Origin of the sequence: Erwinia sp. 9145 (assembly GCF_000745075.1) — a bacterium.
In the GTDB taxonomy this organism is placed as follows: domain Bacteria; phylum Pseudomonadota; class Gammaproteobacteria; order Enterobacterales; family Enterobacteriaceae; genus Erwinia; species Erwinia oleae.
This window is the reverse complement of the sequence record NZ_JQNE01000001.1, coordinates 2827056-2839952: the sequence shown is the minus strand read 5'-3', so window position 1 is coordinate 2839952 and position 12897 is coordinate 2827056. Positions and strand designations below refer to the sequence as shown.

The window sequence follows — 12897 nt, the reverse complement described above, 5'->3', positions numbered from 1 at the left end:
CTGACTGGCATCAGGGTACGTCAGTGCGCGCCGCCGCCGCCACCGCCGGAACTGAACGGCGGACGAGCAAACCAGATCAACACCAGCAGCAAAATGAATATCCCGGCCGATACCCAGAAAATTTCGTTAGCGGAAATAATCAACCCCTGGTTGGTGATCTGCTGCGCTATCCATGAGGACGCCTGATCGTGGCTCATCCCCATCCCTTCCAGCTTGCGGTACATCTCCTGCGAATTCACGTTGTAAGCATTCACTGACTCGCTAAGCTGGCTGTGGTGCATTGATTCCCGGTTCGACCACAGGGTGGTGGTGATCGAGGTGCCGATGGAGCCCGCCAGCGTTCGCGTAAAGTTCGACAGGCTTGATGCCGCCGCCAGCCGTTCCGGCGGCAAACCGGAGAGGGTAATGGTGGTCAACGGCATAAAGAAGCAGGCCACGGCGAAGCCCTGAATAAACTGCGGCCACGCGGAGGCGCCGAAATCCATTCCCGGTTCAAAGGTGTAGGCGCGCCAGTAAAAGCAAATGGCGTACATGATAAAGCTGAAGGTCACCAGCTTGCGCATATCAAGGCGATGGGCGAAACGGCCAATAATCGGCGACAGAATAACCGGGATGATCCCTACCGGCGCCGAGGCCAGTCCGGCCCATGTGGCCGTGTAGCCATAGACCTCCTGCAACAACTGCGGCAACAGCACGATGGAGCCGAAGTAGAGCATGTACGCCAGGCTTATCGACAGACAACCGATGGTGAAGTTACGCGACTTAAACAGCGACAGATCGACGATCGGATGGTCGTCCGTCAGCTCCCAGATCAACAGTACCGCCAGGGCAATCACCGCCACAATGGTTAAGGTGATGATCTCCTGTGAGCTGAACCAGTCCAGTTCTTTGCCGCGATCGAGCATTACCTGCAAAGAGCCAATGCCCACCACCAGCAGCGTCAGCCCGACAATATCAATGGGACGCACCACCGTGGCAGTTTCGCGATTGCGCAGCGTCTGAAGCGTCAGCATCACCACCACGACGCCAATCGGCACGTTGATGAAGAAGATCCAGCCCCAGTGATAGTTATCACTGATCCAGCCGCCAAGGATCGGGCCGCAGATAGGCGCAACGATTACCGTCATCGCCCATAATGAGAGCGCGATGCTGCGTTTGGCGGGCGGATAGTTACTGAGCAGCAGGCTTTGCGACAGCGGGATCAGCGGCCCGGCCACCACGCCCTGGATAACGCGAAAGAAGATCAGCATGGAAAGGCTTTCTGACATGCCGCACAGCCAGGAAGCCACGGCGAACGCCGCCGTGGCCCAGACAAAGAGCTTCACTTCACCGACGCGCTTCGCCAGCCACCCGGTTATCGGAATCGAAATGGCGTTCGCCACGCCAAACGAGGTGATAACCCAGGTGCCCTGCGAGTTCGACGCGCCAAGGTTACCGGCAATCGTCGGTATCGCCACGTTGGCGATGGTTGAGTCAAGCACCTGCATAAAGGTGGCCAGCGACAGCGCGATGGTCATCAGAACCAGCGGCATGCCTTCAAGCGGTTTTTGCGCCATAACAGCCTCCCGCTTTCTCAGTTCGCATTGGCACGAATGATCTCAGCAATCATCTGGTTGGCCGGTGCCAGATCCAGCGCCAGCGCATCGCTTTGATAGGCGGGCGTCTGGCGAGCGCTGGTAGCCAACACGGCACCGTCCGCGTTGCTGGTATCCACTGTTACCAGGGTGGAAAGACCAATGCGCAGCGGATGCTTTTCCACTTCCTGCGGATCGAGTTCGATACGCACCGGCAGGCGCTGAACAACCTTAATCCAGTTGCCGGTGGCGTTCTGCGCGGGCAGCAGCGAGAAGGCGCTGCCGGTGCCCATATCCAGGCCGACCACCTTGCCGTGATAGGTCACATCGTCGCCGTAGATATCGCTGACCACGGTCGCGGTCTGGCCGATTCGCACGCCCGCCAGTTGGGTTTCCTTGAAGTTGGCGTCCACCCACAGGTTGTTAGCGGGCACAATCGCCATCAGCGGCGTAGTGGAGGTGATCTGCGAGCCAACCTGCACGCTGCGGCGCGAAACGAAGCCGTCAATCGGGCTGACCACTTCGGTGCGCTTCAGCGCCAGCCAGGCGTCGCGCAGTTCTGCGGCGCTCTGTTTTACCGCAGGCTGGTTTTCCAGCGAGGTATTCAGAACCATTGCCTGATTGGCGTTGTACTGCTGCATCGCCACGTCAAGCTGGGCCTTCGCGGTCGCAACGGCATTGCGCGCATGTTGCAGATCTTCACGGCCAATCAAATTGGCGGCGCCCAACGGCTCACGACGTTTCAGGTCAGCCTGCGCCTGTTCAAGCGCCGTTTTTTGCAGTTCGATGGTGGCCTGATACTGCCTGCCGTTGATGATCATCTGATGCGTCTGACGCACGCTGGTGGCGAGTGCGGTCTGCGCCTTTTCAAACGCCTGTTCGGCATCCGTTTTATCCAGCGTCAGCAGCACCTGACCCTTTTTGACGTAGTCGGTATTGTCGAACCAGACCTTGTTCACGCTACCGGAAACCTGCGCCATGATCTGCGCCTGATTCCCCGCCACGTAGGCATCATCGGTCTCCTGATAATGACGCAGCACCAGGAACCAGTAAATCAGCCAGGCGACGCCAATGACAATCAACACCGCAGCCAGCAGAAGCAACGCACCTTTACGTTTTTTCTTTTTATTGGCCGGCTGTTGCGGGTTCTGCGTCTCCGCATTTGCACTCATGGTTTTCTCCACGTTTTAATCTGCTATCACGGGCCTGCCTGGTTTGTCAGGCCCGAAGTCAAAAATGCCAGCGCACTGGCGCTGGCATGGGTCGAAAATGGGTGCACTAAAATAGCGATATCTGGCGTCGCGGTTGTCGCACAATATGCTATTGCTTCAAATTCTGGCGAGAGAGTGAAGAAATCACCTGCTCTTCATCCATTTTATCCAGTCTGGTCAGTAGCTTACGCGTAATCTCTTCAAGCTGTGTTTTTTCAGCGGCGGAGAGAGAAGACCACAGAAGTTGCAGGCTCTGATGCTGAGGCGGCAAAAGCTGTCGAAGAAACTCTTTACCCTTTTCGGTCAGATGCAGGTGCAGGCAACGGCGATCGTTATCGCTTTCGCGACGCTCGATCCAACCACGCTTTTCCAGCTCATCGGCAATACGGGTGGCGTTGGTGCGTGACGAACCGAGCGCGGAACTCAGCTCCGAAGGCTGAATACTGTGATCTTCCTGTGCATCCAGCGTGATCAGCGCCATAAACAGCGTCTCGTTAATCCCCTGAGCTTTCAGCATCTTATTGCGATTTTCCAGCAGCTTGCTCTGCATATGCATACAGAGACGCGTCAGTAAGATCTCCTGCAAAGGAAAATCTTTGTGACGGTTAGCGCGAAAATGTAGCATCTGTTCAATGGGAGTAAACGAACTTTCCATTTGGTAAAACCTCACAATTTGCAACGAGTAATATAATGACGGCGGCGGGCGGTGACGCCGTCAATCGTGTCCAGGTTGCTCCGTCACCTGGAAGGTGAACAGCATCGGAAAGTCGATGCGGGTGCTATCAATGGAAAATTTGATAAGCTAAAAAGGGTGGTCAGATCCCATAAGTATTGCGCGCCTGAGGCGGGGGCTGTTTTCCCATCTTATAATTACGCGCGTAAATATGAGCCTGATCATAACCACAGCCTTACCTTATCAAAGTGTCCAGCCGCTTAACAGGTCGATAAGGCAGAAATTTCTGATATTTACTATATGCGGCCTAATAATTCACCGCTTCATGATGTGCGCCGCGCCACCATTGCAGTAAATTCAATACGTTTAAAATAACGCCCGCCACACAGACGCCCGTCCAGCCTGCGAAATGATAGGCGCTGGCGGAGATCAATGAGCCTGCCGCGCCACCGATGAAATAGCTGGTCATGTAGCCTGCGGTAAGCCGGTTGCGCGCTTCAGGCATCTCGCGATAGATAACGCTTTGATTAGTGATATGCACGCCCTGTACCGCCAGATCCAGCAGGATAATGCCAACGATCAATGCGATCAGCGAATGGCCGCCCAGCGCGGTGAACAGCCACGAAAGCAGCATGATCAGTAGCCCGACGGTAGTGGTGATCTTCGCTTTGCCGCTGTCCGCCAGTGAACCGGCCTGACGCGCGGCCAGCGCACCCGCAGCGCCAACCAGGCCCAGCAGACCAATGGCGCCTTCGGAATAGTGATAAGGCTCAGCGGCCAGCAGAAAGGCCATTGATGTCCACAGTATGCTGAAGTTAGCGAAGGCCAGGCAGCCGGTTAGCGCCCGTGTTCTCAGCAGCGGTGAGGAGATGAACAGCGTAAAAATGGAACCAAGAAGCTGCCCATAGTTGAGGGAGACCGCCTGCTTATAACGGGGCAAATAGCGCCAGAGCGCCAGTGCCATCAACGCCATCAGCACGCTGGCGACCCAGTAAACAGTGCGCCAGCCGCCAAGCTGCGCCAGTCCGCCCGCAACGGTGCGGGCCAGCAGGATGCCCAGCAGCAGCCCGCTCATCACCGTGCCGACCACTTTGCCGCGTTTCGCCGGCTCGGCCAGCGTCGCGGCAAGCGGCACCAGAATCTGCGCCACCACGGAAAACAGACCTGTCAGCGCAGTGCCCAGCAGCATCAGCGGCAGCGTGGGCGAGAGGGCAGTAATCACCATACCGCCTGCCGCCAGCAGGGTCATCACCACGATCAGCCCCCGGCGCTCCAGCATATCGCCCAGCGGCACCAGCAACAGCAGCCCGGCGGCGTAACCGAGCTGCGCGGTGGTCACGATAAATCCTGCCTGATTGACGGAGAGATCGAAGGTATGTGCAACGGTTGCCAGCAGCGGCTGGACGTAGTAGTTACAGGCGACGGCGAGGCCGGTTGCCAGCGACATCAGGGCAACCAGAGCGGGATTTAGTCCGGGCTGAACAGATTTCATCGTACTCAACAGGGTCAGGAAATAGCAATAAGGTGAATAATAACCTAAAAAACTATTTCATTCATAAGATAATTTCCCGGCGCTGCCATAAAAAAAGCGGCCCGCAGGCCGCCTCAGATCAGCAGGGCGTGAATTATTTTGCCGCCGCCATCGCGTCTTTTATCCAGCCGTCAAATTCTGCCTGGTGCGCTTTGATCCAGCCATCAACGTGCGCATTGATGGCGTCTTCTGAAGACTGTCCCTGATGCATACGGGAATTCTGCGCGTTGATATCCGCAATCGGTAGCTTCATCTCAGAGAACAGCTTCGCCGCCGCCGGGTTTTTCTCCGCCCATGCCTTATTGGCAACAATGTGCATAGAGTTAACCGGGAAGCCATAGTTGGCACCGTTAGGCAGTTTGGTTTCCACATTTTTCTGCTCGCCTGGCATGGAGGTGAACGGCACCTGTAACCAGACAACATCACGGCCCGGCACCAGTACATCGCTCACCCAGTACGGCGTCCAGGTGTAATAGAGCACCGGTTTGCCCGCTTTAAAGCGGCTGATGGTGTCGGCCATCATCGCTGCATAGTTGCCCTGATTGTGCTCAACGGTGTTGCTCAGTTCAAAGGCTTTGATCTGGTGGTTGATCACCGCTTCACAGCCCCAGCCAGGCGTACAGCCGGTCATGTCCGCTTTGCCGTCGCCGTTGCTGTCAAACAGCTTCGCGAGCCTGGGATCTTTAAGCTGATCGATGCGGGTGATGTGGTATTTTTCTGCGGTTTTCTTGTCGATCAGATAACCCTGCGCGGCGCCCTGCACGTAAGTGCCTGCCCGGTAGAATTTCGCGTCGCCGCCTGCGGCTTTATACATATCGTCATGCAGCGGCTTCCAGTTGGTGGCAATGAAGGTGGCGTCGCCCGCAGCGATAGTGGTGTAGCCTACGTTGTAATCGACCTCATTGGTCTGCTCAACGGTGTAACCAAGTTTTTCCAGCGCGCGGCTCACTAACAGCGTCTGGAAAGTCTCTTCGGAAATGGTGCTCTGCACCGGTTTTACGGTAACGCCTTTGCCGGGCAGATCGGCAGCAGAAACCTGGGTGGCGGCCAGCGCGGTTAACGTGGCGGCGAGAAGTATTGTCTTACGCATAGTGAGTCCTTATTGATGTTTCGTCACTGGCGGCGTGCGGGCACGCCGCCGAGAAGAGAGGAATTATTTGATGAAGGGCCGGATCAGCAGCCCCAGAGGGCCACTCGCATACCAGCGGCGCGGGCCACGGGTGCGGCTGTCACGTCCAACCGACTGCGTCAGGCGGTCAAGAATAATCGCCAGGATCACAATCCCAACGCCGCCTACGGTCGCCAGACCCATATCCAGCCGGCCAATGCCGCGCAGAACCATCTGACCCAGACCGCCCACGGCGATCATTGAGGCGATCACCACCATCGACAGCGCGAGCATCAGTGTCTGGTTCACGCCCGCCATAATGGTTGGCATGGCCAGCGGCAGCTGCACTTTAAACAGCATCTGGCGCGGACTGGCGCCGAAAGATTCCGCCGCTTCAATCAGGTCCGCCGGTACCTGGCGGATGCCAAGGATGGTCAGGCGGATAATCGGCGGCAGGGCAAAGATTATCGTCACCACCACGCCCGGTACGTTTCCGATACCAAACAGCATCACAATCGGCACCAGATAGACAAAGGCCGGCGTGGTCTGCATCGCATCCAGTAGCGGTCGAATAAACTTCGCCGCCCGCTCGCTGCGCGCCAGCCAGATGCCCATCGGCAACCCGATAATTACGCAGAACAGCAGGGCGGTCAGCACCAGCGCCAGCGTGACCATCGCCTGCGACCAGGCGCCAATCGCGCCAATCACGATCAGCGACACCAGCGTCGCAACGCCCATGCTGAAGCTGGAGAGCTGCCAGGCAATCAGCGCGAACAGTACAATCGCCACCGGCGCAGGCATGCCGGTGAGGAAATGCTGGAAGGCGCTGAGGATGTAGTCGATCGGCACGCGAATGCCCTGAAACACCGGGCGAAAATGCGTAACGATCCAGTCAATACCGGTGGTGACCCAACTGTCGAGCGGGATCAGCGTTTTATGAAACGGATCGAGAATATTGAAGTGTTCAGGCTGCGGCGCGGGCGCGCTGCTCAGCCAGTCGCTGCTCGCTGCCGCGTCGTGTCCGCCGCCTGCTGGCGAGCCCCACGCGTCGCCTCCGCCGCCTGCTGCATCAGCGGGCGCGGACGATGCGCCGTCGGCGGGCGCGGTTGCCCAGGGATCGCTGCTCGCCGCATTTTGCGAGGCATCAGCAGCGGGGGCTGCCTGTGTTGTGTCAGGCTGCGCCGAAGCCGCAGCCCATGGATCGGTTGATTGCTTAGTCATTGCTTGCTCCCTCGCGGTCCAGCGCCCTTAATAACATGCCTTTAGAGATGATGCCGATGTACTGGTTGTCTTCGCCAACCACCGGTACCGCGCAGGGCGCCCCGGCAACGTGCGACAGCAGATCGTTCAGCGAGGTATCGCCAGGTACGGCGACGGGCGCGGAGAGCAGCGCCCCTTCCAGACCTTCGCCCGCGGCCAACGCCGCCTTCAGCGAATCGGTTGACACCACGCCGATAAACTTCTGTTTTTCCAGCACGTAGCCATATTCGCGGTCTTCATCCTGAAGCAGCTTGATGGCCGAACGCGGGCCGAAACCCGGCGCCTTACGCATCAACGAGCCAGCGCTACGACGGGCAATATCCTTCGCGCTGAACACGTGGCTGATATCCACGCCGCGAAAGAAGGTGCGCACATAATCATTGGCAGGATTATTCAGGATCTCATCCGGCGTGCCGACCTGAATGACCTCACCGCCCTGCATAATGGCGATACGGTCGCCGATGCGCATGGCTTCATCCAGATCGTGTGAAATAAAGACGATGGTACGCTGATGTCGCGACTGGAGTTTAACCAGTTCATCCTGCATTTCGGTGCGGATTAAGGGATCGAGCGCCGAGAAAGCTTCATCCATCAATAATATATCGGGGTTGATGGCCAGGGCACGCGCTAATCCTACGCGCTGGCGCATGCCGCCCGATAATTCATCCGGATAGGCATGAGAATAATTATCCAGCCCCACCTGACGCAGCGCGTCAATGGCTTTTTCCTGACGTTCTTCCAGTGGTACACCGGCTAATTCCATGCCGAAGGCGGTATTATTTAAGACCGTCATGTGAGGCATCAGTGCAAATGACTGGAATACCATGCTGATCTTATTTCGCCGAACCTGACGCAGCTCGCTTTCAGATATTTTCGCGATATCGACGCCGTCAATAATGACCTGGCCGCGGGTGGGTTCTATCAGACGATTGAGAAGGCGAACCATGGTGGACTTGCCGGAACCGGACAGCCCCATGATCACAAATATCTCGCCTTCTTCAATGGCCAGACTGGCATCTTTTACCCCAAGAGAAAGTCCTGTTTTCTCAAGAAGCGCCTCTTTACTTATTCCTTTATCAATATATTTAAAAGCGCGGTCGGGATTTTCTCCAAAAACTTTATATAAATTTTTTACTTCAAGTTTAATGGCCATGCATTAATTAGTTTCCTGGTTGTTTGAATATCTTATATTTTTCAATAGCCCTGACTGAATATTAGCGGCCTATACCCTAGCACACTCAGATTCTGAGACAACCCTTATGGAAATTTCTGAAAGTAGTATTTGAGATGAGTATCCCGAAAAAGTCAGGGCGGGTAAGGGATTACGGCGGATTTGAGGCAACGAAAAAAAAAGAATATTTCGGCGAGGAAAAGCCGTCAACGCGGTGAATTCCTGACAACAGGAGAGAAAATATGCGAGTAATAAGCAGGCGGACAGCGCCATTTATTTTCACAACAGCCAGCGGAACAACGTGTTATTATTCCCTGCAAAACGGATAAAGGCGACTGATGTTTTCAGCCGCCTGCGGAAGGGTTAAAAGTTCCAGTCTTCGTCTTCCGTATCGACGGCTTTCCCCATGACATAAGACGAGCCGGAGCCGGAGAAAAAGTCGTGGTTTTCATCGGCGCCGGGCGATAACGCCGCGAGGATGGCAGGATTGACGTTGGCAATCTCAGCCGGGAAAAGCGCCTCGTACCCCAGATTCATCAGAGCCTTATTGGCGTTGTAATGCAGAAACTTTTTCACCTCTTCCGCCCAGCCCAGCCCACCGTATAGCGCGTCGGTGTACTCGACCTCGTTTTCATACAGCGCCAGCAGCAGTTCTGTTGCAAACTGCTGTAGCTCTTCCTTGCGTTCGGGTGGTTCTTTCTCCAGCGCTTTCTGATACTTATAGCCAATGTAGTAACCATGCACCGCCTCGTCTTTGATAATCAGACGGATCAGGTCGGCGGTGTTGGTCAACTTGCCACGGCTGGACCAGTACATGGGCAGGTAAAAGCCTGAATAAAAAAGGAAAGACTCCAGGAAAACGCTGGCGATTTTCTTCTTCAGCGCATCATCGTGGTGATAATGCGCAAGAATAATGTCCGCCTTGCGCTGAAGCGGCGCGTTCGCTTCGCTCCAGGCATAGGCGGCATCCACATCGGTGGTATGGCACAGGGTGGAAAAGATGGAGCTGTACGAGCGCGCGTGTACCGCTTCCATAAAGCTGACATTGGACATCACCGCTTCTTCATGCGGCGTCAGCGCATCCGCCATCAGCGCCGGTGCGCCGACGGTATTCTGAATGGTATCCAGCAGCGTCAGTCCGGTAAAAACGCGAATGGTAAGCTGTTGTTCTTCGCCGCTCAGGCTGTTCCATGAGGGAATATCATTGGAAAGCGGCACTTTTTCCGGCAGCCAGAAATTGGCCGTCAGGCGGTTCCAGACTTCCAGATCCTTTTCGTCCTGAATCTGGTTCCAGTTTATGGCGTGGACGCGTTGTAAAGTCATGGTATTTTTTGGCCTTTTATCATGTCAGAGCGAGCAGGAGACGCAGCCTTCGACTTCGGTTCCTGACAGCGCCATCTGGCGCAGGCGAATGTAATAGAGCGTTTTGATGCCTTTCTTCCAGGCGTAGATCTGCGCCCGGTTGATATCGCGCGTGGTGGCGGTATCACGGAAAAACAGCGTCAGCGACAGTCCCTGATCGACATGGCGGGTCGCTTCTGCGTAGGTATCGATAATCGCTTCCGGCCCGATATCGTAAGCATCCTGATAAAATGCCTGATTTTCGTTATTCATAAAGGGAGCGGGATAGTAAACGCGTCCGGTTTTGCCCTCTTTGCGGATCTCAATGCGCGAGACGATCGGATGAATACTGGACGTCGCGTGATTGATATAGGAAATCGATCCGGTCGGCGGGATCGCCTGAAGATTCTGGTTATAGATGCCGAATTCCATTACCGCCTCGCGCAGCCTGCGCCAGTCATCCTGCGTCGGCAGCGTCAGGCCCGCGCGGGCAAACAGCGCCGCGACTTCGGCGGTGCGCGGTTGCCACGTTTGCGACACATACTGCTCAAAATAGTCGCCGCTGGCGTAGCGGGATGCCTCAAATCCGGCAAAGCGCTCACCGCGTTCGAGGGCAATCAGGTTTGAGGTACGCAGTGCGTGAAAGGTAACGGTATAGAAATAGAGATTAGTGAAATCCAGCGCCGCCTCAGAACCGTACTGAATGCCCTCACGCGCCAGGTAGCCGTGCAGGTTCATCTGCCCGAGGCCGATGGCGTGCGACAGCGCATTTCCGCGTTCGACAGACGGCACGGAAACGATATGGCTCTGATCGGAAACGGCGGTCAGGCCGCGGATGGCAATCTCTACCGTGCGCCCTAAATCCGGCGAATCCATGGTGTGGGCAATATTGAGCGAGCCGAGGTTACAGGAGATATCTTTACCGATGTGGCGATAGCTCAGATCGTCGTTATAGTCGGTTGGCGTATTCACCTGGAGGATCTCGGAGCAGAGATTGCTCATATTGATGCGGCCAGCAATTGGATTTGCGCGGTTTACCGTGTCTTCAAACATGATGTAGGGATAGCCGGACTCGAACTGGATCTCCGCCAGCGTCTGGAAAAACTCGCGTGGATTGATAAAGGTTTTGCGGATGCGCTCGTCGGCGAGCATCTCTTCATACTTTTCGCTGACGCTGATATCGGCGAACGGCAGGCCGTAAAGGCGTTCCACGTCGTAAGGCGAAAACAGCGCCATCGGCTGATTGCTTTTTGCCAGATGGAAAGTGATATCGGGGATCACCACGCCCAGCGACAGCGTTTTGATGCGGATCTTCTCGTCGGCGTTTTCGCGTTTGGTATCCAGAAAGCGCAGGATGTCGGGATGGTGCGCGTGCAGATACACGGCACCCGCGCCCTGACGCGCGCCAAGCTGGTTGGCGTACGAGAAAGCATCTTCCAGCATTTTCATCACCGGGATCACGCCAGAGGACTGATTTTCAATGCGCTTGATCGGCGCGCCCGCTTCCCGCAGGTTGGAGAGCAAAAACGCCACGCCGCCGCCGCGTTTAGAGAGCTGAAGCGCGGAGTTCACCGCCCGGCCAATCGACTCCATATTGTCTTCAATACGCAGCAGGAAGCACGACACCAGTTCGCCGCGCTGCTGTTTGCCGCAGTTGAGGAACGTCGGCGTGGCGGGCTGGAAACGGCCGGAGAGCATCTCTTCCATCAGCGCCAGCGCCAGCGGCTGATCGCCTTTCGCCAGCGTCAGCGCCACCATACAGACGCGCTCGGTAAAACCTTCCAGGTAGCGCTTACCGTCGAAGGTTTTCAGCGTATAGCTGGTATAAAACTTCCAGGCGCCGAGGAAGGTCTGGAAGCGGAAGCGGCGTTGATACGCCTGCGCGAAAAGCGAGGTAACAAAAGTGAACGGGTACGCGTTCAGCACGCCGGCCTCGTAATAACCTTCCGCGACAAGATAGCGCAGGCGTTCTTCAACGGAGGCAAACTGTACGCTGTTCGGCAGCACGTGCTGAATAAAATAGTGGCGCGTGGCTTCGCGATCTTTCTCAAACTGGATGTTGCCGTCGGCGTCATAAAGATTGAGCATCGCATTAAGCGAGTGGTAATCCAGCGCGGCTGGGGCATTCATGAGTGTACTTTCTGTCGCTGCCAAAATTCAGTTACTCCCTGATATACGTTTGCGACGTCGTCGGCGGTGCCCAGCAGTTCGAAGCGATAGAGGCAGGGGACGGCGCACTTTTGCGCAATGATGCTGCCCGCAAGGCAGTAGGCCTCGCCAAAGTTTCGATTACCGGAAGCGATAACACCCCGGATCAGCGCACGGTTATGAACGTCGTTCAGAAACTGGATCACCTGCTTCGGCACGGCGCCACGGCTTGAACCGCCGCCGTAGCTGGGCACCACCAGCACATAAGGCTGGTCGATGCGTAGCCGCTGCGCATGATCAAGCGGAATGCGGCGGGCAGGCAGGCCGGTACGCAGCACAAAACGGTGCGTGTTCTCTGACTGGCTGGAGAAGTAGACCAGCACGATCAGGCAACTGCGGCAGTCTGACTCAGCGCAGAGATCTTGTCCGGGCGGAAACCGCTCCAGTGATCCTGCCCGTTCATCACCACCGGCACCTGACGATAGCCGAGCGCGCGCAGCGCTTCAATCTCATCAGGCTGCTGGTCAAGGTTAACCACCTGATAAGCAATGCCTTTTTTATCCATTGCATTTTTCGTGGCGTTGCACTGGACACAGTTATCTTTTGTGTAAATAATAATGCGCATGATTCGTATTCACCTTGTTGGCCGGTTTTATCGTGCTCTGACGCGTTGACTTCTGGCTTCTCGCGCCGCCGTTTCGCCATATGTAGTGGCTGATGTGATATCTGAATACTAGATATAGTGGTCGTGAAATGCAACCTTACACATTGAAGGATTTTAATCTTTTCTTAGCCGTCAGGCGGGGAAGCCAGGCAGGAAGCGGATTCAGACAGCAAAAAAAAATCCCCACGGCTTTCGCCGCAGGGATGATTGAGACAA

11 protein-coding genes are annotated in these 12897 nt (G+C 56.0%); all 11 read right to left on the bottom strand.

The window, feature by feature from the left end; all coding sequences use genetic code 11:
- Positions 1-20 precede the first annotated feature (20 nt).
- On the bottom strand, positions 21-1556 hold the full coding sequence (gene emrB / locus FA91_RS13550; protein WP_034916487.1) for a multidrug efflux MFS transporter permease subunit EmrB: 1536 nt from the start codon (positions 1554-1556) through the stop codon (positions 21-23).
- Positions 1557-1573: 17 nt separating this feature from the next.
- Positions 1574-2746, bottom strand: a complete 1173-nt coding sequence (gene emrA, locus FA91_RS13545) for a multidrug efflux MFS transporter periplasmic adaptor subunit EmrA (RefSeq protein WP_034916486.1) — start codon at positions 2744-2746, stop codon at positions 1574-1576.
- A gap of 148 nt (positions 2747-2894) precedes the next feature.
- The gene (mprA, locus tag FA91_RS13540; RefSeq protein ID WP_034916485.1) at positions 2895-3440 is read right to left on the bottom strand and encodes a transcriptional repressor MprA; all 546 of its coding nucleotides are present in this window, start codon (positions 3438-3440) and stop codon (positions 2895-2897) included.
- A 325-nt stretch (positions 3441-3765) separates the two neighbouring features.
- Positions 3766-4950 carry an MFS transporter gene (locus FA91_RS13535; protein WP_034916484.1) on the bottom strand — a complete coding sequence of 395 codons (1185 nt, stop codon included), beginning with the start codon at positions 4948-4950 and terminating at the stop codon, positions 3766-3768.
- A 133-nt stretch (positions 4951-5083) separates the two neighbouring features.
- Complete coding sequence (gene proX / locus FA91_RS13530; protein ID WP_034916482.1) at positions 5084-6079, bottom strand: glycine betaine/L-proline ABC transporter substrate-binding protein ProX; 996 nt, start codon at positions 6077-6079, stop codon at positions 5084-5086.
- Between the two features lie 63 nt (positions 6080-6142).
- Positions 6143-7318 (bottom strand): glycine betaine/L-proline ABC transporter permease ProW, encoded by a 1176-nt coding sequence (proW, locus tag FA91_RS13525; protein ID WP_034916480.1) that lies wholly within the window; start codon positions 7316-7318, stop codon positions 6143-6145.
- A complete protein-coding gene (gene proV / locus FA91_RS13520) occupies positions 7311-8510 on the bottom strand; it encodes a glycine betaine/L-proline ABC transporter ATP-binding protein ProV (protein ID WP_034916478.1) in 1200 nt (399 codons plus the stop codon). Before proV ends, proW begins: the two co-directional genes overlap by 8 nt.
- Before the next feature lie 381 nt (positions 8511-8891).
- Positions 8892-9851 (bottom strand): class 1b ribonucleoside-diphosphate reductase subunit beta, encoded by a 960-nt coding sequence (gene nrdF / locus FA91_RS13515; protein WP_034916476.1) that lies wholly within the window; start codon positions 9849-9851, stop codon positions 8892-8894.
- A gap of 24 nt (positions 9852-9875) precedes the next feature.
- Positions 9876-11999, bottom strand: coding sequence for a class 1b ribonucleoside-diphosphate reductase subunit alpha (gene nrdE, locus FA91_RS13510; protein WP_072032308.1), 2124 nt, complete (start codon positions 11997-11999; stop codon positions 9876-9878).
- Positions 11996-12406 (bottom strand): class Ib ribonucleoside-diphosphate reductase assembly flavoprotein NrdI, encoded by a 411-nt coding sequence (nrdI, locus tag FA91_RS13505; protein WP_034916474.1) that lies wholly within the window; start codon positions 12404-12406, stop codon positions 11996-11998. The genes nrdE and nrdI overlap by 4 nt, the downstream gene beginning before the upstream one ends.
- A complete protein-coding gene (gene nrdH, locus FA91_RS13500) occupies positions 12403-12642 on the bottom strand; it encodes a glutaredoxin-like protein NrdH (protein WP_034916473.1) in 240 nt (79 codons plus the stop codon). Before nrdH ends, nrdI begins: the two co-directional genes overlap by 4 nt.
- Between the last annotated feature and the right edge of the window lie 255 nt (positions 12643-12897).